Below are 22,298 nucleotides of genomic sequence, written 5' to 3' on the forward strand. Positions count from 1 at the left end.
GACAATCAAAAAAAGTTTTTCAGAACTTATAGATAAGTATATTCTTAGTTTACCTATTAGTGAACACGAAAAAGCCCCTGAAATTAAAATATATCTTTCAAAGCAGGCTTTCTCCCAACGCTACTTTCTTTAGACATTTTGATGATTTCATATTTTCTAACAGCAATTTTTTCATCTGAAAAAAACTCTCCTGCTTGATCTTCATCTCTCACTTTTCTGTAACGATCACTAGATGTGCTACCAATAATGTAGCTGTACTTTGGGAGTAGGAAGATGATCCTGTCTTCTTCAATTTTATCGACTTTTAAAATGTATTCGCTTCCTAGTTTAGGGAAATCATCAAATACGTAGTAGTGACCAACGACAGGCTCTTCTAACTTGCTTTTAAAAGATGCTTCATGACTTTTTTTGTTACACATGGCTACTACACCAATAAGTAATATTACCACTAGAGTAATTTTATTCTTTTTAATTAGTTCTATCATATTAGTTTATTCATTAAAGAGGTTATTTGTAACTCTTGAGTTTGCTTTCATTATTAATAATATTTGTACTCATATAATGTTTGTTGTTTTGATGAAGAGTTATCAGAATTGGGAAATCTACTCGTATAAATTGAACTAACAGGGATACCGTTTTCAAATGTGTATTCATATTGCCATACAAACGAAGTATCACCATACCATGTTAAATAATAGCCATTTGTGATGTTACCACTTTTAATTCTATAGTTTTTCTGAATAATATGTGTATTTGCAAAAATATTTGGAGAATTATCTTTGTATTTATATCGTTTAGAAGTGACTTCCCTTCCATCCTTATAAGTAGAAGTAATATCTTCCATAATACTACCATTCTCATCTAAATATGTTCCTATATAGACATCATTTGAATTACTATAATTTTCATCGTAATTCACTATTAGTTTTGAATAACCAAAGTTAGGATCTTCGTAGTAATATTCAATTTCTTTTACATTATCTAAGTTGCCTTCAAGATTAAAAATTGAATCAACTCTGATGTATAAATTATCATTTCGTTTAGTATACGTGTTTGTAGAATTAATTATTCCAGATTTGATATAAGTATTAGTTACTCTAGTATTACTTCCATTTCTTGTAATTATAGATTCAAATGTTCTTTCAGGATCATACGGCTGATGGATAATTTTAGTGATATTACCGTCTTCATCATAAAAATATTCTCTATCCAAATAACCATCTAAGTATAACTCTTTTAACCTTAAGGATGTTGGGTTTTTACTGTTATTTTGACAAGAGAATAGAATGATACTTAAAATGAAGTATTTGACTAAGTCTAAAATGTTTGCTTTCATGATTAATTAGTTTTTGATATAGAATTATTGGACCGAATTTTTCAACCGTTCAATTTTTTTATTGATTGTATCCGTATATTTTGGTTCTACTTTATTATATTTTTCGTAATATTTTATTGCCAATTTTGGTTTGTTCGAGTACTCATAAGCTTCAGCAAGATTGTAAATCACCTTTGAGTTATTTTTATCTATTTTTTCTGCTTTTTTGAGATATTGAATGGCATTTTCATAATCAGATAAGGACATAAATGAACCCCAAATACATTCATAACTTAATAAGTGTTTGGGATGGTAATCAAGTATAGTTTCTGATAATCTGATTAGATTATCATAATCACTATTTTTCCTTAAAACCGCTTGATAACTTTCTAAGAGTGCTAATATATCATTTTGATACTCCTCATTATTTGTAGTCAACCATTTTCCTTTGTTCGACTTATTTTGTACCGCTAAACTCTGAGCAAATTCTCTCAGGTTATCTTTTTTTGTATGCTCAACGCATTTATTAAGGATGGACAGTCTAATGTCAATCCGATTTGGAAATTTGTCAATGCCTTCTTTTGCTGTTTTTACTACCTCTAGAAATTTATCCCTATCAAGAGATCGTTGTTTCTTTGGTTTATTTGATCTGCTGTATTCAGGTATTCCTAAACTTATAAATTCTACAAAACTTTGTTCGTATTGGAAAGTGATTTTGGCAAGATAGTATTCTGGAGATGTGTTACTAGAAGCCCAATCGTTTAATATCTTCTCTTGTAATTCAACATTTTTATCTGCTTTAGCGTTATCAAATGCTTTTTGATAATCTTGACTGATGCAATGAGTAATAGAGAATAAGAAGAAGATGAATAGAATTTGTTTCATGAGGGAAAAAGTTTTTGCTAAGAAAAGGACCAAGATGAGCTGTTTGTAGTATTAGTTTTTACTACAAACAGCTTGATAATTATAACTTAAAAGTTAGGGGTAAAAACATTCTATGATTTACAGGTTTTCCGTCTTTTTTTGCAGGTCTCCACTTTGGAGATGTTTTAAATAGACGTACGGCTTCTTCGTCACATCCATGTCCAATTCCTCTCACTACTTTGAAATCATTTAAACTACCGTCAGTTAGAACAGTGAACTGTACATACACTTTTCCTTCTTGTTTTGCTTCTTTGGCTTCTTCAGGGTATTTCATGTTTTCACCCATGATTTGATAGAATTTTCTCATTCCACCTGGAAAACTTGCTTCTTCATCAACAACAGTAAATACTTTTTCTGAGTTGTCTGCTGTGTCTTGGGCATTAGAGATTAAAGCAGTGCCAAATAGAAGGCACAAAGAGATCATAAGAGATTTCATATAGTCTGTAAATTAGTTTTTTGATACCCTTAAAAATAGATATTTAATTTATTGATAAAAAATAAAAGGATCGCATTGTTGTTATACAATAGAATCTCTAAGAAAAGTTACTATATCATAGACAGACCTTTTTTACTTCTTCCTTTTATTATTCCACCGAAAACCATAATTTCAATTATCAATTCCCCACAAACATTTTAATATGCGTTTTCAGATCAATATATACCTACTCTTTTTTTTAGTGGTTATCCCTCATATAATTACTGCTCAAGTACATCAAGATAGCTTGGAGGAGCAGGTAAACTATACCAGTGGAAAATTAAAAAAATCAGAAGGCCACCTTTTGAATGGTAAGAAACACGGTAAGTGGACGTATTATTTCAAATCAGTGAAGACTAATCATTTAGTCTACCGAATAGAGCATTATGAAAAAGGGGAGAAGCACGGTGTTTTTAAAAAGTTTACGGATAAGGGAATCGTCATTTCAGAAAAAACATATGATCATGGAAAACTGTCAGGAGATCATAAGAGATATTATGATGATGGAACATTAATGTTTCATAAGTTTTATGTAAATGGTCTACCTGAAGGGATTTGTTATTTTTATTTTGAAGATGGGAATAAGGAAGAAGTGTCTCATTTTAAGAATGGCAAATTGGAAGGTGAATATTTGAAATACTATGATAATGGTAATATCAAGGAGAAGATAGAATACCGCAATGATTTAAAAGATGGTAAGTATTTCTATTACACTAAGAATAAACAATTGTTTGTTGAAAGAACCTACAAAGAAGGTAAGCGAATGGGTGATGAACTGACGTATTTTGAGAATGGTCAGTTGCAAGAAAAGGTACGTTATGAGGATCAAAATAGAGTGGGTGAGTACACAGAATATTATGAGAATGGAAATGTGAAAACCCAATGTTTTTATGTAGATGGTCTAATCGATGGGAAGTTCCAATCTTTTTACGAAAATGGTTTCAAGGATGTAGTTTGTGAATATAAAAATGGCAAACTAGAAGGAAAGTATATAGAATATTCTGAGGACACTAATGGAAAAATATATGGTGTAAAATCACTTAAAGATGGATTAGTAGAAGGTAAAGAAACCTATTATTATGATTATCCTAAATCCATTGATTCTCAAATTACTTATTCAAAAGGGAAAAAGAATGGGGATTGTAAGCAGTGGTATCCTTCTGGTCAGTTAAAACTCTACAGAATTTATAAAAACAATAAACTGATCTACCATTCTACTTATACAGAAGATGGAAAGAAGATAAGAGAGGGGAAGTGGGATGACTCAAGGAAAAAGATGGTCTATTAAAGATCAAGATGATTTATGTGATCCAATGAAAAAAATGATAGGTGGCATTCATGTTAATTGAAATTCACCTATCATTTTAAGTTTTATATACTTATTTCAGGTCTGAGTTTTTTTAATTTTTTAGCCTGCTTCTTAATATCTTTTTCTACTTTACTCGTTGATGCAACTTGAACCTGTTTTAGATTTTTTAATTGTGAAAGCAATTTAGCATCAATTATTAATGCTTGTGGTTCTTTGCTACTAATTCTAAGAACTTCTAGTTTTTCTAATTTTAAAATATCCTCAGGAATACTTGTTATATTGGTATTGGAGAGATCTAACTCAATAAGATTTTTTAATTCAAAAACTCCTGCAGGAATTTCAGTTATTTTACTACCTCTTAGATTTAAATATTGCAAATTTTGAAGCTTTTTAATATCGTTTGAGACACTTTCTAAATTTTTGCTATATGATAAATTAAGTGTTACCAGATTAGTTAAATCATATAATTCTGGAGCAATTTTTTGAATATCATTATTGCTTAAACTTAGGTAAGTGAGATTATTAAGTGCCCCAATTTCAGACCCTATTTCAGTTACACCACTTTCAACAATTTTTAATTCTTTTAATTGTTTATTATGCCCAATAAAGTTAATACTATTGAGATTAGATCGTGAAATATTTAAGTACTTTAAGTTTTCAAGGTTTTTTAATCCTATTAAATCTTCATCTTTAAATTTAGCTTCGAATAAATCTAATTCTTCAATTGTCCTAGTTTCAAAGATTGTTTTAAAGTTTTTAGTAAGAGGTAGAGGCTTAGCATCATCAAACAAGCTAATGGATAGATAATGAATATTCGTTTTACTTAAATCAGGAATGTAATCTAAGTTTACTTTTCTTGTACTAATCTGTAATGTCTTTAATTTATTAGAAATAATAATTTCATCTGGGAATCGAGCAACCTGTAATTTTTTTAAAGACAAATGTTGAAGTTTATCAAGACTACTTATTTTAGAAAGATTTGTTACTCTTGGTAAGCTAGTATTGTACATACTACTAATTCTAAGTGCTTTCAAATTAGTAAGCGTGTATACTTTTAATGGGACATCTTGATTTTTGTTTAATGCTAAACTTAAACTTTCAGTTTCTGAATTAGCCTTAGCAATGTTCGCCTCCGAACCTTTAAAAAAATTATTTTTAGAGTGAGAGATGACATAATGTGCCTTTCTGTAATCAGACTGCCCTATTGCAAAAGAGCTTATCAAGATAAAAGGTAAGAAGAGTAATGAAATATGTAGTTTTTTCATATTTAAAGTGTGTAAGGATAAAAAAATATGGCTATTACCTCATTTTTAAAGAAATATTCATGTGTTTTTAGCAACTTTTCAGTCATTTTCTTCCACTCTTTAAATTAAAAAGTATATGGAATTGAATTACAATCATTATGGGATTGTTTTAAATGAAGTAGAGAAGATAGGAGTTACATGAAGTCATTTTAATTAGTAGTAATAGTTTTGAATTAAATTGTAATCAAAAATAAAAAAAAGATTGTTGTATACAATATTTAAATGATTAAAAATCTATTCTGCTACCTCAGGCACAGAACTTTTATACATATTGAAAAAGTAGAAAGGCAGAAAGCCAAAAGCAAAGATAAATGCACCAAAAAGCAATAGTATTGGAGCACCTTGTAAATGCATCATTTTAAATAAACCAGATAATCCCGTAGATACAGCAGCCACTAAACCCAAGATAAATTTTAGCCTTACTGAGATAGATTTTGATAAATTCACCTTGAATTTGTCTATAGTATAAAGTGGGACAAATAGTAAAAGAAGGGTTAGAAAACCAATCATGAAGAGTTCATTCCCATAGGGCATATGAAGGAGTTTAAACGTTACTCCACCTGTTAAAGAAACAGCACCTACAAGACCGATAAAATACATAAGCTTTTTCATAAGAATAATTCGTTTTGAATTGAGTAAAAAAACTGTTTTGTGTTGGATTTCAATCAATCCATCAGGAGCCAAATCGTTGACGGCTTCTTCTAATAATTGATCAAAAGGTTTGTCTTTCCCTAATCCACTTTCAACAACACAACAGAGATGATCAATGATATCGTCTCTTAGTGTCTGAATTTTTAAACCTTGGGCATCCACAAAATCTGTTATTATTTTTTCTTGTTCATTACTTAATTTCATGAGATTTCGAATTTAGGATCCTGGAATACAAGTTTATTTAATGTGGAGAGAAAGTCTTTGAGTTCATCAAGGTATCTTACTTTTTCCGTTTTCCCTTTTGGTGTCAGATAGTAGTACTTCCTGATTCTTTTACCATAATTTTCTTCTTTAAATGAGAGCAAACCATCTTTGGTCATTTTTTGTAGGGCAGGGTAAAGTGATCCATCTTTGAGCAAAATTTTTCCGTCGGACATTTCTTTCACTCTTTGAGAAATTTCATATCCATACATTTTTTCATTTTCTGCTAACAGGTTAAGAATGATAGCAGAGATAGTGCCTTTGAGTAGTTCTTTTGAATACATAGTTTAAATATACATAAAAATACAATACATTGTAATTCTATGTATTGTATTCTATAATTTTTAATTTTTTAATGATTTGTGTAAAGTCTTATTAATTACTGTTCGTAGTGAAAAATACTATCTTCACTACGAACAATTTGATATTTAATTATCATAATAGGAGTATTCACCAGAAAATACTTCTACCTGAGGTTCATTTTCTGATAAACGAGTTTCAGTGTATTGAATTGGGTAATTATCTTCATCATAAGTGTATTCTCTTGTTACCTTTAAAGTGCTATATTGACCAAACTGAGCTTCATGATAAATGTTTGTAGCTGATATAATATTATTTGATGAAGGAAAAATACTGATGGGGTTATGTACAGGGTTAACCTTATCGTCGTATGTATGTTGAGATTCCATCCCTAAGAAAAATCCATCTGTATCAGGATAAAACGTCTTAGTTAAAATTAAATTTGTTCCCTCCCAAGTAAATTCTTTCCTATATCTAAAATTTCCATCAAAGTCATGGTATACCTCTGTTTTAGGAGTGAGGTCTTGGTTTAGTTTATAAACTATGGTGTAGACTACTTCTTTATTATCATCTGTCATAGTTTCAAAGACAGTTAAGTTATCATAGCTATATGTAACAAATTCGTTTATGTCGAAAGAGTTAGAAGTAGCATAATCAACTTTTCTTTTGTAGGATTTTATCTTGTTATCTGAAGTAAATTGAATATCATAATATTCTTCAGTAGATGCTAACTCGCCATTTTGTCGAAACGTCTCCTCAGTAGTTCGGCTTATTTGATTCTCGGAATTATATTCATATCTTTTTTTGTAGATAGCTCCTTGATCAGCAGTATTTATATTTCTTTCTGCTACATATTTTTTAATGATTGGTGTAGTATCATTTTCCTTTTCTTTACAAGAAAAAGACACCAATAGTATGAACACGAATAGTTGGAAGTTTTTCATTTATTAAAATTTAGTTTTAGTTGTTTGTTTGCTAGCGGTAAATTTAAAGGTAAAAATTCCAATTATCATTAATAAATCCAATTGATATAATTTTTTGAAATTTGAATTACACTATTAATTATCAATGAATTTATTACGTTTTAGACTTACCTATGTATATTTGCCCGAAATCTAATTTTATTACAAAATCTAACATGACTAAATTTTTTAATATACTCCTTTTATTATGGAGTATCTCATGCTTTTCATCTTTTGCTCAAATCTCAAAAAAGAACAAATTTATTAAAGGGAATGTCGATCAGATAATTCAGAAAAAGTACGATGTAAATTATAAAAAAGGTGTGTTTGCTATTGAATACAAAAACGATCCATCATCAGATATTTTTAATTATAATGATCAAAATATACTTACAAATGCAGAATATCTAGATCATCATGGAGAGGTATATTGGTGTTACAAAAGTACTTTCGATGATGCTGGTAATGTGCTAACCGACTCTATTTTTGTACAAGGTAAATTGAATTCAATTTTTGTTTATAAGTTAATTGATCAACAAAACGAAGAATCCAATTATTATGATTTTAATGGAGAAATTAAAGACATTCAACTTAGAACATTTGAAGGAGAGGACTTGATTAAAATGACGAATATGGATCACAACAGAAATGTTGTTTCTACTATTGAATATGAAAATTTAGAAGGTTTTCCTGTCAAAGAAGTGAAGAAATCGTCTTCGGGTAAGTTACTTGAAAAAACTACTTATCAACGAGATAGGTTTGGAAATATCATCGAAGAAGAAGTTTTCAAAAACGATAAATTGAGTATCACCTATTATGCTTACGAATACGATAAAAAAGGGAATTGGGTAAGGAAGTATTATTATTCTGAAGTAGGGTTATTGATTAAAGTGGAAACTCGAAATATCATTTATGCAGATGATAAAAAGAAAATGACCAAAAACGACATTGTTGGTAATTGGTTTATTTATGGAATGGAAAAAGATGGGTTTGTTTTTAACGAAGACCAAACTTTTTACCTTCAAGGCCATCCAGAGAAAACAGCTTTTTGGTCGTTTAATCAGAGAAAAAAGCAATTGATATTAACAGAAAATAAGGAGAGAGAAAATGAAATGATTTTCGAATGTGCTTTAAATGGGGAGTTTTTATCTTTAGCAAAAAAGGAAATAGGAAAAGAAATAAAGCTTGAAACAAGACCTTCTATAATTGATAATCAGTTTACATTAAAGATGATGGAAAAACCTTTTTATGGGAAGTGGAGACAAGTAGATAATAATCAAGACTTCATTCAGTTTCTACCGGATAATGTAGTATTTATTATCGATGAAAATAAAGAACCTCAGAAAGGATATTGGCATTTCGATTTTGATAATGTACTCCTTTACATCAAAGAGGAAGGCAAGAAAGAAGAGAAAAAATACCATTACTTTTTTGAAGAAAATCGATTAAAGTTGGTTGATCCTGATTTGAGAAAAGAAATGGATTATGAGAAAGTGGGGCAGGAGGTAGATGAGTTGAATTAAATATTATTTAAATGATTCTGATTTAAATAAAAAAATGTAGTTTTAAACACACAAAAACTAAAGTATCTATTATTTGATACTTTTTAAAAACTATTACGAACAAATTTTTTTTGATGTCAACTATGACTAAACTTCTATATTTCTTTCTATTAATTGCTGTATCTAATATTTCTTTAGCTCAAAGTGATCTTCAAGTTCTTACACATGAAGATGTTGAGATGCATAATAATACAATCACAGCGTATCTTTCCAACTACAAGGATATTATTATTCCACCATACATAAATGGACAAGAAGTTAAAATAATAGGTAGGGATGCTTTTCATGGTAGAAAAATAAATTCAGTCAGATTACCTAAAACTTTACTAGGTATTAAATTTGGTGCTTTCGCATTTAATTATATTTCCGACATTGAACTTCCAAGTAATTTAAATCTTATTTCTAAGGAAGTTTTTACAGAGAATGAGTTTGAATTTACGATGGATGATTTACCTAAACAAGAAGGGTTTATTTGGGAGAAAGTAACCTATTTTTATAAAAATACACGAACGGGTGATCGTATTAAAGGTACAAAATATATAAAAAAAGCAGAAGGTAAATATGTAATTAAAGATCGAGATGTGGTTTTTAAAAACAATAAAATAATTCGTTACATTGGACCAAGTGGCGATTTAATTTTACCTGAATTAATTAATGGTGAATTAGTGGAAATCATCGGAGAAGAAGCATTTTCTAACGCTCAGATCACTTCCATTCAATTATCAAATTGTATCAGAAAAATAGAGTCAAAAGCTTTTTACAACAATAAACTAAGTTATATTCATATTCCTGAATCTGTCCAAAAAATTGAATCATCAGCATTTAGAAAAAACCAATTATGTGCTATAATTTTACCTAGTAAAATATATTATTTAGGTGAAAAAGCATTTTTAGAAAATAAATTAAAGTCAATTCAATTACCTAAAATAAATACTGAAGGACAATGGGTAAACTTCACAGAATTTGAAGGGAAACTTATTGATAAAAGTATTTCGGTAATTGATTCAACTTCTTTATCAAATACATTTACTTTTTATGCTGAGGATTATACAATTGATAAAAACGATGTATTTATCGATGGAGATAAGGTGATAGATTATTTTGGTCCAGGAGGCAAAATCACTATTCCGAATATAATTGGTGAAGTGGAAATCAAAACACTCCATAATTTTAATAGTCATGGTTTTAGTGAAGTAATCATAAAAGAAGGAATAGATAGACTAGGTACATCTTGTTTTGCCTTTAACAAGATGTTAAAAGTAACTTTACCAGAAAGTGTTCAAACCATAGCGGATTCTTCTTTTTACAATAATTATTTAAAAAAAATAAAAATACCAACCAAACTGATTTCAATTGAAAAATCCACGTTTGCTGATAATCAAATCGAAAAAATAATATTTAATGATCATCTAAAATCTATTCATACTTGGAGTTTTTCATCTAATCAGCTTGAGGAAATTGAATTACCAAACTCTCTGAAATTTATTGGACAATATGCCTTTAGTTATAATAAACTTGATGATATAACTCTCCCAGATGAGATTAAGATTATTAGAGGATGGGCCTTTAGTAATAATCCTTTTGATAAAGATATTCATGTTGGTAAGAGTATAGAGTATATAGGGGAAAAACCATTTGGAAAGCAGAAATATACATATATTGAGGATCCAAATATTCAGTTTTTTTCTATAAAGCTCAAAAACGACTATGAGGTATATTGGGAAAATGAAACATGGAAGGTAAAACATAATATAAATAAAGCGGTAGAACCCCAGCACTTTATTTTTATAAGGAACCCCAAAAAAGTTCATGAACTAAAGGATTATGAAGTTGTTTTTTCTGATAACACGATAGTAAAGTGTAATGTTAGATTTAATAGAATTAAGATTCCAGAATATATCAATGGACAAAAAGTAAAAAAAATTGGTGAAAAGGCTTTTGTTGCTTGCAAATTAAACGAGGTGATTTTACCTAATACTTTGGAAGAAATTGGGGATAAAGCTTTTTATGATGTTAACTTAAAGAAGATCACCTTATCGGCATCTGCCTCACTTCGATTTATTGGAGAAGGGGCCTTTGCTAATAATAATCTAACGTCTTTGACCTTACCTAACAAAGTGGAATATATTGGTAATCATGCCTTCAAAAAAAATGGTCAATTATCGACTTTACATCTAGGGGAAAATCTTACTTATATTGGAGATTATGCGTTCAGTAATGGTAATATTTCTTCTATTGAATTACATGAAAATCTAAAGTACGTAGGTGAAAAAGCATTTATGAAAAATAAACTGACAAGCCTGACAATACCTAAATCAATTGAAAAAATTGATGAATATGCTTTTGGGTACAATCAAATAAAGACGATTACTTTTGAAGCAACATCTCAATTAAAATCCTTGGGAACTAATGCATTCTATGGAAATTTTCTGACTTCCATTTCTTTGCCAAATTCGTTAACCTACATAGGTAAAGAAGCACTTGATGGTAATGACTTAACTACTGTTTCTTTACCAAGAGGCGTTTCTTGGATGAAAGATTATGCACCCTATAGTAAAACAACAATTGATGATTTTACTGTTTCTTATATCGATAAAAAAACAATAGGAACAATCAATGAGGTAGTCTTAATCACTATCTTGAAGGAAAATCAAGAACTTACCTGGAATAGTAATGTTGTACCAATGATTGTTTCAGAAGATAGTAATAATATACATCTACTTTTCCGAAAAAATACATCCGTATCATTAAAAGTAGACTCCTCAAAAGGAGAACATTTTGAATTTGATTTCAAGAATTTAAGAGAGGATGTTATATGTAGTAAGAATAATCAGATGTAAAGAAAAAATGATCTAATACTGTTCGTAGTGTTAAGGTTCAGTGTCACAACGAACTTAATTTAAGTATAATGGACCTGCTATATTTAACTTACATTTCAGTTAAATATAGCAGGTCCAAACTGTTGGCGTTAACTAAAAAAACTTAGTTATTAAAAATATTGTCCCACGTCTTTATTGATATTCTTAAATTCAAGTTTTTGAAAATCATCTAAATAATGAATGACTACTTTTCCTAAGTTTTTGACAGAATACTCATCATAAACGCTGTTTTTTAATTCTTTGTCAAATGTTAAGGATTTAAGAATCTCGGTGTAAGGATCTTCTACCGAAAATTGGAATTTTACTTTGGGATCAATTAGTTTTCCATCTTTTGTATAAAACTCCAAATAATGAATGATTTCGTTTAAAGGAGTGTGATTTTTCCTTTTGACCGTGAAGGAACTATCAGTCATTGAAAAACGATCATTTTTAATCTTTTTACCTAAAATGAATTCTTTTTTACTGATCGTTCGAGGAATATATACATCAAGATCTATAGTTACATTTTTAATTTCTTGATACATCGGATAAAAAATATCGTTAGGCATATAATTACCTAGATAATATCCTTGATAATATTTTTGATCCAAAAGTTCTGTAAAAGAGGTCTGTCCACCAGATATTTTAGTAATTACAGTTACTAAGGAATGTGGTACTTGATGATTATAGTATATGCGAGATTCATAACCTTTTTTAATTCCACAATCGATTTCTAAAGACTTTACTATTTTATTGATTTGAACAGTATCTATCTCCTTTTCAAATGGAAGAGGTTTATTCACATTAAACTTAAAATTATGTTTACTAATTAATATGTTATCCTGTTTAAGATTCTTATAGTTTTCTATAATTTTTGCAACAGCCATGGCATCCTTATAAACCGTATTATCCATTTCAGATTTTCGAACTTCGCACATATAAATAACAGGTGATTTATCTTCTTTTAAAGTAATACGAAGATTTTGAATCACGTTATTTTGGTCGAATTTGATGTAGATGAAAGTTGTCGCTGGTTTATATAATTTTTTGTGTTGTACTCTCAATTCGTATTTCAATACGCCTTGTTTTTTAGGAAGCGATTCATAAGTGATATGACCATTTAAAATGGTGTAATTGGAATATTTTTTATTCTCCCCTAAATCTATTTTTATCCCTTTTCTTTTAGCTATAGCTTGTTTGAGTTCCTCACTAAATTTATCCGTTTTTAATAAAATTGGATGATAATCATAGACTTCGTTTTTACTAAAATATCTAGATTGTATTCCGTTAAACATGTAAACAAAATCTTTACTATTTCTTTCTCCACTATCATTTTTTGCTTCAATCATTTTGAGGTCTTTATTGATTGTGAATTTCTGAGCCAGTAAAGATTTGAAAAATAGTTTATCTCTTTCACTTTTGATGAATTCCTTATATTTATCATAAGAATTTAGATCAGTGACTGAGAACTCTACATCTCCTTTTTCATTTATAAAAGTGGCTTCAGTATCAAATTCAAAGGCTTCAACTTTACTGTGTGTGTATTTTATAAAACTTAAAGAATAGTTTAATTTTTCCCCAATAGGAAGTTGATTTTTGTCTTTAGCATGAATGGCTACCGAAACTAGAATAGCGTAGACAAATAGTAATTTTTTAAAGTTCATTTGTTATGTATTTTCTAAAATTAAAGAGTACTTGAGTTACTTACTTTATTATTAATAGTAAATGCTTTAATCTATATCCAAAAAATTAATCAATTGATTTGTAAGAGGATAATTGTGGAATAAAGTTAATGATGTTTTTATAATTATCAATTATTTTATCAAACACTGTTCGTAGTGTTAAGCCGTAGGCGTCACTACGAACTTCATATCGTATAAGTCTGTGACTTATCACTTAGAATATCGAACTTTTTACTATCTTTACTTACCAAAAAATAAATTAACGATTCATCATGGCTAGAGCTCATTCCTTCTACGATAAAGAAGCAACTTATTTTGTCACAATATCTGTCGTTTATTGGATAGATGTTTTTACTAGAGAAGAGTATAGAAATATTATTATTGATAGTTTAAAGTATTGTCAAAAACACAAAGACTTAAAATTACATGCCTATGTAATAATGAGTAATCATATACATTTGATTATTACAAAAGGTCTTCATGAAAATTTGTCAGACATTTTAAGAGATTTCAAAAAATTCACTTCAAAAACTATTATCAAAAGTATTCAAGAAAACCCAAGTGAAAGTAGAAAAGATTGGATGATATGGATGTTCAAGAGAGCTGGACAAAAAAATACTAGAAATAGAGAATATCAATTTTGGCAGCAACATAATCAACCTGTAATTTTGAATAGTAATGAGAAATTATCCCAAAGGTTAAATTATATACATGATAATCCTATCAAAGCAGGATTAGTACTTGATGCTAAAGACTACCTCTATTCTAGTGCTTCTAATTATCATGGAGCGAAATATAATTTATTAAAAGTAGATTTTTTGTGATGGGAATGATAAATGTGATAAGTCACAGACTTATACAGAGAAAAGTTCGTAGTGACGCTGGCGCTTAACACAACGAACAGATAGTGATTTCTAAATTCTTAGTAATGTCTATCTGTTTAACACTACAAACAGATAGTTCTACCCATCAATTTCCAAAACAGAAGTAAATATTAATAACGAACTTTAGAATCCATTAACATCAGTTCTAATAATTATATAGTATCTATGCATCCCTAAATAATTAGTGTGTTTCAAATTAACTAAATAAAAAGATGAACTTAGGCTATAAAATGTTAGTCCTTGATATGGACGATACTTTATTAACTGACGATCATATTATCTCTGAAAAAAATAAAGAAATGCTGCTAAAAGCTCAAGATGAAGGAGTGATGGTAGTATTGGCTTCCGGTCGTCCAACTCCTGCTATGCTTTCGTTTGCAAGAGAATTGGAATTGGATAGATACGGGTCTTATATTATATCCTATAATGGAGGAACACTTATCGATATGGCTGATGAAAGTGTAGTCTATTCTCAAAGCTTATCGGTTAAAAATATCCATGATTTATATGATTTTGCTTCTCATAATGGCGTAGATATTATTACCTATTCTTCTGATAGCATCTATAGCGAATCTCATTCTAAATATATTCAAGTAGAAATTGATATCACTAAAATGCATTTTGATCAAGTAGCAGATTTCAAAAAAGCTGTAGACTTTGATGGTGTAAAGTGTATCATGTTAGAAGAGCCATCGAAACTTCAAGAAGTGAAACCATTATTGGAAAAAGCTTTCCCTGAATTAAGTATATCGTTCTCTAAACCGTTCTTCTTAGAAGTCACTCAAACTGGAATAGATAAAGCAGCTACTCTAGCAAGGTTATCTGAAATTACAGGAATAAAACAAGAGCAAATAATAGCAGTAGGAAATGCTGGCAACGACCTTTCTATGGTGGAATATGCTGGTTTGGGGGTTTGGGTAGATAATGTTACTCCAGAACTTAGACATAAAGCAGATGTAATCGTAGCATCAAATAATGATGATGGTGTTGCTGAAGTAGTTGAGAAGTTTCTGTTGAAAAAGGAAATGCAATTGGAGGTGATGTAATCTTCATTTACCTAAGCATAAACATTTTCGACCAATATTTAGATATTAAATATTGGTCGTTTTTTTTATTGAAAGAGAGTAGTAAAGCCTAAAAAAACTATTCATTCTCCAGATAATAATATCTATCGAAATATAAATTACTTCCATAGTTAGAAAGCATACTATCAACCTCTTTGGTGATAGCAGTTAATGGATAACCATCTTCGTCATAGGTGAAAGTTCTTTTGATAATTCTTGTTGATTGGCCTTTAATGTATCTAATTTCTATAGGGTTATTACGATTATTAAAAATGTTGATATTTTGAAAACCTCTTGGGACAATTATTCCATTCATATGTAGCTCAGGATTGGGGTTTCGATCATAATGTATTTGAATTTGAGAATCGGGTGTATAGTTTTTCAATTCTTCAGCAGGAACATCAGCACCGTTTGTAAAGTATTTAGATACCTTTGTCAGGTTGCCTTCATTCCACTCGAATAAATCTATTTGATAAATTAACCCATCTTTATCTATTATTTTCTTTGCATAGGGTCTGTTTCTATCCTCATTATAGAGATATTTAAATCTACTATCGGCTGTATCAAAATCAATATTTTCATAGCTGATTACCTTATTTTCGTCAGATACTATATTCATTACTAAAGATGAATTAAGGTTACCCAAAAAATCGTAGTCAATAATATATCCCTTTAGATTGTTGGTTTGATCATATTTAATATCATGTATTAGATCAAGCTTTTTGATTGAATAATTAGTAATGTCATAATATTCAAAATGAATTGAAGATAAAGTAGAAGTGGTATCGTAATTAATATACTGAGAAAAATATATGTCACTGTTTTCACTTTTTGAGCGATCAATTTTTTTGATATACTTTTTTACATTTGGTTCAAATTCACTATTACAAGAAATGAAAAGTAGAAAGAAGATTAATAGATAAGAGTATTTTTTCATACAAATTAGAGCCATGTTATAATTCATAACTCAAGATATTTTTTTTGAAAATAGCGTAATAGAATTTTTTTAATCAACTTTATTTCCCCCCTCTATTATCTATATTTCACATCTTATTGCTCATGTAATCTCATTTTTTGAATTAAAGCGTAAACTGTTTATTTTTAGGTAACTACTTCAATTAATAAACTATTTACCTATGAAAAACTTAAACGCTAATTATGCCGCCCCTCGTGTAGAAGAACCAAAAATTGAAATGAGAAAAATTAGGTTGCTCTTAGGTGGTTTCGGACTACTTTTACCTATCCTGTTATATATCGGTAATGACTTTAAGCTGATGCCATCAATTAGTCATTTTTATTATACCTCTTCGGCTGTTTTTTTAATAAGTATGGTGACTTCTTTGGGGATTGTATTAATCGCCTACAAAGGATATGAGAAAACAGAAAAGGAATGGTTTAGTGATAACGTAATTACTTCTATCGCTGGAATAAGTGCCATTGCTTTGATTCTTTTTCCAGCCTATTCGAATAAAGTAATTGATCTAGTATCCTTTTATGGTTATCCAAATGATAACTACTTATTCGGTTCTATGAAGGATGCAACTGTCAATAACATTCACTTTTTTACTTCTGCCATGTTTATCATGATGCTTGGGGTTATGAGTTATTTTAAATTTACCAAAGCAGGAAAGTATGTCCTTATTTATAAATGTTGCGGGATAGTTATCGGTATTTCTGTCGTCCTTATTGCTCTTTTTGAATCTGTAGATTCACTCAAGCCTTTACTGCCAAATTATGTTTTTTGGTTCGAAACAATAGCAGTCTATTCATTTGCCATAGCTTTTATGGTGAAGGCAAAACCAAAGCAAACATTGTTGGGGTTATTTTCTAGAAGCTAATAAAACTATAAGAGTCAGATCTGAAAATTATTATCATTACAAAACGTAATACAAATCTAAATAAATAGTACTTTATGAAGTATATATAAAATAAAAGTAGGATCTTTTAAAGATTTAACAAAGAATCTAATATTGCTTTTTTAGTCTATAATAAATTCGCAGCATAAATTTTTTTAAAACTGACTAATTAATTTTTTATGGTACTGGCGATAATTTTATCCGGACTAATACTTGTTATTGTATTTTACTTTATTTCTGTCAACAATTCATTGATTTCAATTAGAAATCAAGTAGAAAATGCTTTTGGAGGAATCGATGTTCAATTGAAAAAGCGATACGATTTAATTCCTAATATGGTTGAAACTGTAAAACAGTATATGGCTCATGAAAAAGAGGTATTAACGAACCTTACATCATTGAGAGCAAAGGCTATGTCAGGTAATGTTTCAGAAGAAGAAAAAATGGATTTAGATGCTCAAATGTCTTCAGCAATGAAATCTATTATGGTAAGTGTAGAGAACTATCCTGAGCTAAAAGCAAGCAAAAACATGGAGTTACTTCAGAGAAGTTTAAACGAAGTAGAGGCTCAAATTTCTGCAGCTAGAAGAGCATACAATAGTGCAGTGACAAAGTACAACACAAGTATTGAAGTATTTCCAAATAGCATTATAGCTAATTCGAAAGGATTTGAAAGAAAATCTGTATTTGAGATCTCAAGTGCTGAAAGAGAAAATGTTCAAATTAAAAATCTATTTTAAGGGGCTAGTTACCTTATAAATTCAATCCTTTACTTTAAAAACTAGAATCTTTACGATTGATTGTAAAATCATTTATCAAATTTTTTTTAAACTAATTATTATGATTACTCAAGGTGAATTAAAACGTTTTTACGAAGAAAAGCTGAAACCCGAATTACATGATTTAGAAATTGAAAGAAAGAAGTTATTACCTTTTCAAATAGGAGTACTAATCTTCGGAGGGATAGGAATACTTTTTATGTTAATGGTGTTTGCTGTTAATTTTATTGATATACCACCATCAATTAAGCAATACTTTAAAGATCCTACATATCTTTTTTATACCATTTTTATCAGCTATGCTGTTTCAGGAATTCTTAAGTTTATATTAAAATTTAAAATAAAAAGTTATCGTACTTCATATAAATCGAAAATAGTTAAATCAGTTACTCATCTTATAGATGATACTTGGACTTACTCGGCTGAAGGAATGATTTCAAGTGTTCAATACAAAAAAAGTGGACTTTTTAAAGAAGTAGTAGACTCATACAGAGGTGATGACTTGATTATTGGACAAATCGAAGATACTGACTTTAAATGTTCTGAATTACATACAGAATATAAAGAAGTTAGAGGTACAGGGAAAGATAGAAAAACTAGATGGTATACAATATTTAAAGGTTTATTTTTTCATGCTGATTTTAATAAACATTTTTCGGGCAAGACATATGTAAGAAGTGTTCGATTTTCAAGAAACCTTGTAAACTCTTTAGATTTACCAAAAGTAGAACTAGAGAATCCAGATTTTTCAAAAAGGTTTTTAGTGACTTCTTCAGATCAGGTGGAGGCAAGATATATACTGACACCTACAATTATGGAGGCATTCATAAATTTATTCAATTATTATCATAAGCCAATCGATTTTTCTTTTGTGGACTCTAGAGTACACTGTGCAATTTCGTTCGAAGAAGATCTTTTTGAACCTCCAATTTATAAATCAGTTTACGACTTTGAGGCTGTAAATAAGATCTATACACTCTTACACTTCAATCAAGTAATTATTAGAGAATTAAATCTGAATACTAGAATTTGGACCAAAGGAAGTAGAATTGTTCAATAGTACTTTTTGCATAAATAAATTCAGAAGAATACACTTAAGTTCGATGTGATAATTTCATATATCATATCGAACTTTTTTTATTTAATAATCAGTCACAAACTAATACTAATCTTCTATCTTGATTATTGATTGATTGACTAAATCTTTTAATGAAAGCATAATTAATTTACCCCTCATGAATTGAAATTTTTCTCCCTTTATTTATTAATTGATTTTTATTTAATCAATTGTTATTCATTAGTTTAAATGTTGTTTTGTTGTCGAGTAGTTTAAAATATTTTTTTTTTATATCAATTCAAAAACTATCCATTGTATAATTTTTGAATACCTCAATTACTACCAATCCTTCCAGAATTTACTCACCTTCGTATCATATCAACTACTTGATGCACCCCGATAGTAGACTTTCTACATCTAGTTTCGGAAACATCAAAACTGAAGTCAATAATAATAAAGTATGAAAAATAAATTCAATCAACTGCTCTTATTTTTTCTTGTATTTGGGTATGGCTTAAATGCGCAAACATGGAAAGATCCGAATGCGGATATAGACGATCGTGTGGACGACTTATTATCAAAAATGACGTTGGAAGAAAAGATCAATTATTGTGGATCTAGGATTCCGGGGATAGATCGATTAGACGTTCCTTATTTTGAATGGTATGGTGAAGCATTGCACGGTATTATTGCATGGAATTGTACTCAGTTTCCTCAGAACATTGCTATGGGAAGTACTTGGAATCCCGACTTAATGTTTGATGTTGCCACAGCTATCTCCAACGAAGCAAGGGCACTAAAGAATAAAGGTGAAAAAGAGGTGATGATGTTCTCGCCTACTGTAAATATGGCTCGCGATCCTAGATGGGGACGAAATGGTGAATGCTATAGTGAAGATCCTTTTTTGATGTCGGAAATGGCAAGAATGTATGTAAGAGGTATGCAAGGCAACGACCCGAAATATGTCAAGACAGTAACGACTGTAAAACACTATGTAGCCAATAATGTCGATAAATACAGAGAGAAGATTTTCTCTAATATTAATAAGAAAGATTTATACGAATATTATTTCCCTGCTTACAAAACATGTATTGTAGATGAGGAAGCAACAGGAATTATGACAGCTTTAAATGGCTTGAATGGAATTCCATGTTCTGCTCATAACTGGGCTGTAAACGATGTTTTGCGTAAAGAGTGGGGCTTTGAAGGATATGTTATAGCCGATTGGACTGCTGTTGAAGGTTTGGAAACAAGAATGCATTACGCCAAAAGTCAACCGGAAGCAGTTGCGATGGCAATCAAGGCGGGTGTCGATCAAGAATGTTATCGAAATAACAAAAAACAGGCGCCGATGGTCTATGCTTTAAAACCTGCTATCGACCAAGGTTTATTGACAGAAGAAGAACTCAATGTATCTGTTAGAAGGTTATTGAAACTTCGTTTTAGAACAGGAGATTTTGATGATCCTTCTCTAAATCCTTATTCTAAAATACCAGAAGAGGTGTTAGAATGTGATACACACAAAGCTTTAGCACTAAAAGCTGCGGAAGAAGCTATCGTACTTTTAAAGAATGATGATATTCTACCATTATCAAATAAAGAGAAAAGCTTAGCAGTTATAGGGCCATTTGCCAACCGTTGTTGGATGGGAATTTATTCAGGTTTCCCAAAAAGTAAAGTGAGTCCATCAGATGGTTTACGAAAAGCCACATCGGCAGAGATAAATTTTGCAGAAGGTTGTGGAGTAACTGCAAAAGAAGACGACGATCAGAAAATTGCAGAGGCGGTAGAAATGGCCAAAAAGTCAGAGAAAGTAATTTTGGTGGTCGGGAACGATGAAACTACCTCTACTGAAAATGTGGATAGAGCATCATTAAAATTACCCGGAAATCAACATAAATTAATTCAAGCAGTTCAGGCGGTCAACAAGAATGTGATATTGGTTTTGGTACCAAGTGGCCCTACAGCGATTGCTTGGGAACAAGAGCATATCCCTGGAATTATTTGTACATGGCCGAATGGTCAGGAACAAGGTACAGCCTTAGCGAATGTATTGTTCGGAAAGGTAAATCCAGGAGGAAAACTAAATTCAACTTGGTATTCTTCGGATGATGAGTTACCCGATTTCCACGACTACAATATTCAGACAGGAAGAACTTATATGTATTATGATGGAACACCTTTATATCCGTTTGGCTTCGGCTTAAGCTATACATCATTTGATATTCAGAAGATGAAAGTGAATGCAAAAAAAGTCAACCCTCAACAAGATGTAGTGGTGACTGCCAACGTGTTGAATATAGGAGATATGGATGGAGATGAAGTGGTACAATTGTATATCAAATCGTTGAACCCGACGCAACAGTCGCCCAAAAAAGCTTTAAAGGGATTCAAGAAAGTGCGTGTAGCTAATGGACAGAAAACAAGTATCCAACTTCAAGTACCTTATGAAGCATTTGCTCATTACGATAGTGTAGACAATCAGTTTATAGTAGATGAAGGAGCTTATGAAATCCTTTTAGGAAATTCGAGTGAGAATATTTTAGCTCGTCAGACAGTAAAGGTAAAAGCAGGAACAATTCCATCTATCAAGGTAGGAGAAAAGAGTGGCTATTTTGATGCAAACGACAAGAACCGATCAAGAAATTGGGACTATTTATATCAGAATGAAACAGGTTTTGCAACATCAAAAGACGAGGATAATGATCAGTACCAATGGGTAGAATATGAAATCACATTTGTTGATCCTGGCTTTTATGTAAATACTTGGGAAGCTGAATTAAACTTCGTATCGGCAAGTAAAAATGCAGTGGTTACAACTTCTATGGAAGGAGCTCAAATTGGAGAGTATACCATTAAAGGAAATAAGTTACCGATACGTATTCCTATTCCACCAGAATATGGAAAGCCGGTACGAATAAAAATAAAAACATTAAAAGGGGAAGTAGAACATAAATCTATAAAGATTATTCCTCCGGGTAACAAACAAGCTTATACAATCGAAAACGTAGTTATACATACTCAGACTAAAATCAATTAACCCACTCGATGCTTA

The 22,298-nt window shown here is 30.2% G+C and carries 19 protein-coding genes; 9 read left to right on the forward strand and 10 right to left on the reverse strand.

Annotated features, from left to right (window positions below):
• Positions 1–83: 83 nt before the first annotated feature.
• The 4 genes from KMW28_RS05050 to KMW28_RS05065 form a co-directional block, all read right to left on the reverse strand.
• Entirely contained in the window at positions 84–485 is a 402-nt protein-coding gene (locus tag KMW28_RS05050) for a hypothetical protein (protein WP_169664414.1), read from the reverse strand.
• 53 nt (positions 486–538) lie between these two features.
• Positions 539–1,336, reverse strand: a complete 798-nt coding sequence (locus tag KMW28_RS05055; protein ID WP_169664415.1) for a hypothetical protein — start codon at positions 1,334–1,336, stop codon at positions 539–541.
• A 24-nt stretch (positions 1,337–1,360) separates the two neighbouring features.
• Positions 1,361–2,200 (reverse strand): tetratricopeptide repeat protein, encoded by an 840-nt coding sequence (locus tag KMW28_RS05060; protein WP_169664416.1) that lies wholly within the window; start codon positions 2,198–2,200, stop codon positions 1,361–1,363.
• Positions 2,201–2,279: 79 nt separating this feature from the next.
• Positions 2,280–2,675, reverse strand: coding sequence for an energy transducer TonB (locus KMW28_RS05065; RefSeq protein ID WP_169664417.1), 396 nt, complete (start codon positions 2,673–2,675; stop codon positions 2,280–2,282).
• 202 nt (positions 2,676–2,877) lie between these two features.
• On the opposite strand from KMW28_RS05065, the gene KMW28_RS05070 reads away from it, so the two are divergent.
• Positions 2,878–4,002, forward strand: coding sequence for a toxin-antitoxin system YwqK family antitoxin (locus tag KMW28_RS05070; protein WP_169664418.1), 1,125 nt, complete (start codon positions 2,878–2,880; stop codon positions 4,000–4,002).
• An 83-nt stretch (positions 4,003–4,085) separates the two neighbouring features.
• On the opposite strand, the gene KMW28_RS05075 is transcribed toward KMW28_RS05070, so the two are convergent.
• The 4 genes from KMW28_RS05075 to KMW28_RS05090 all read right to left on the reverse strand — a co-directional run bounded on the left by KMW28_RS05075 (position 4,086) and on the right by KMW28_RS05090 (position 7,483).
• Positions 4,086–5,288 carry a leucine-rich repeat domain-containing protein gene (locus KMW28_RS05075; protein ID WP_169664419.1) on the reverse strand — a complete coding sequence of 401 codons (1,203 nt, stop codon included), beginning with the start codon at positions 5,286–5,288 and terminating at the stop codon, positions 4,086–4,088.
• 273 nt (positions 5,289–5,561) lie between these two features.
• Positions 5,562–6,182, reverse strand: a complete 621-nt coding sequence (locus KMW28_RS05080; RefSeq protein ID WP_169664420.1) for a hypothetical protein — start codon at positions 6,180–6,182, stop codon at positions 5,562–5,564.
• Complete coding sequence (locus tag KMW28_RS05085) at positions 6,179–6,523, reverse strand: PadR family transcriptional regulator (protein ID WP_169664421.1); 345 nt, start codon at positions 6,521–6,523, stop codon at positions 6,179–6,181. Before KMW28_RS05085 ends, KMW28_RS05080 begins: the two co-directional genes overlap by 4 nt.
• Before the next feature lie 144 nt (positions 6,524–6,667).
• Entirely contained in the window at positions 6,668–7,483 is an 816-nt protein-coding gene (locus KMW28_RS05090) for a hypothetical protein (protein ID WP_169664422.1), read from the reverse strand.
• Positions 7,484–7,677: 194 nt separating this feature from the next.
• Between KMW28_RS05090 and KMW28_RS05095 the strand changes: the two genes are divergently transcribed.
• Together KMW28_RS05095 and KMW28_RS05100 are read left to right on the forward strand one after the other, a co-directional pair.
• Complete coding sequence (locus tag KMW28_RS05095; protein WP_169664423.1) at positions 7,678–9,024, forward strand: hypothetical protein; 1,347 nt, start codon at positions 7,678–7,680, stop codon at positions 9,022–9,024.
• Between the two features lie 122 nt (positions 9,025–9,146).
• Entirely contained in the window at positions 9,147–11,903 is a 2,757-nt protein-coding gene (locus KMW28_RS05100; RefSeq protein ID WP_169664424.1) for a leucine-rich repeat domain-containing protein, read from the forward strand.
• Positions 11,904–12,052: 149 nt separating this feature from the next.
• On the opposite strand, the gene KMW28_RS05105 is transcribed toward KMW28_RS05100, so the two are convergent.
• Entirely contained in the window at positions 12,053–13,585 is a 1,533-nt protein-coding gene (locus KMW28_RS05105; protein ID WP_169664425.1) for a hypothetical protein, read from the reverse strand.
• 290 nt (positions 13,586–13,875) lie between these two features.
• On the opposite strand from KMW28_RS05105, the gene KMW28_RS05110 reads away from it, so the two are divergent.
• Both KMW28_RS05110 and KMW28_RS05115 read left to right on the forward strand, forming a co-directional pair.
• Entirely contained in the window at positions 13,876–14,427 is a 552-nt protein-coding gene (locus KMW28_RS05110) for an REP-associated tyrosine transposase (RefSeq protein WP_169664426.1), read from the forward strand.
• Between the two features lie 272 nt (positions 14,428–14,699).
• Complete coding sequence (locus KMW28_RS05115) at positions 14,700–15,533, forward strand: Cof-type HAD-IIB family hydrolase (RefSeq protein WP_169664427.1); 834 nt, start codon at positions 14,700–14,702, stop codon at positions 15,531–15,533.
• A 97-nt stretch (positions 15,534–15,630) separates the two neighbouring features.
• On the opposite strand, the gene KMW28_RS05120 is transcribed toward KMW28_RS05115, so the two are convergent.
• Positions 15,631–16,488: a hypothetical protein gene (locus tag KMW28_RS05120; protein ID WP_169664428.1), complete on the reverse strand. Its 858-nt coding sequence runs from the start codon at positions 16,486–16,488 to the stop codon at positions 15,631–15,633.
• Positions 16,489–16,687: 199 nt separating this feature from the next.
• Between KMW28_RS05120 and KMW28_RS05125 the strand changes: the two genes are divergently transcribed.
• The 4 genes from KMW28_RS05125 (at position 16,688) to KMW28_RS05140 (ending at position 22,283) form a co-directional block, all read left to right on the forward strand.
• Complete coding sequence (locus tag KMW28_RS05125; RefSeq protein ID WP_169664429.1) at positions 16,688–17,389, forward strand: hypothetical protein; 702 nt, start codon at positions 16,688–16,690, stop codon at positions 17,387–17,389.
• A 197-nt stretch (positions 17,390–17,586) separates the two neighbouring features.
• A complete protein-coding gene (locus KMW28_RS05130) occupies positions 17,587–18,147 on the forward strand; it encodes a LemA family protein (protein WP_169664430.1) in 561 nt (186 codons plus the stop codon).
• A gap of 100 nt (positions 18,148–18,247) precedes the next feature.
• Positions 18,248–19,246 carry a DUF3137 domain-containing protein gene (locus KMW28_RS05135; RefSeq protein ID WP_169664431.1) on the forward strand — a complete coding sequence of 333 codons (999 nt, stop codon included), beginning with the start codon at positions 18,248–18,250 and terminating at the stop codon, positions 19,244–19,246.
• A 457-nt stretch (positions 19,247–19,703) separates the two neighbouring features.
• Positions 19,704–22,283, forward strand: a complete 2,580-nt coding sequence (locus tag KMW28_RS05140; protein WP_169664432.1) for a glycoside hydrolase family 3 C-terminal domain-containing protein — start codon at positions 19,704–19,706, stop codon at positions 22,281–22,283.
• Positions 22,284–22,298: the final 15 nt, after the last annotated feature.

Source organism: Flammeovirga yaeyamensis (assembly GCF_018736045.1).
GTDB lineage: Bacteria > Bacteroidota > Bacteroidia > Cytophagales > Flammeovirgaceae > Flammeovirga > Flammeovirga yaeyamensis.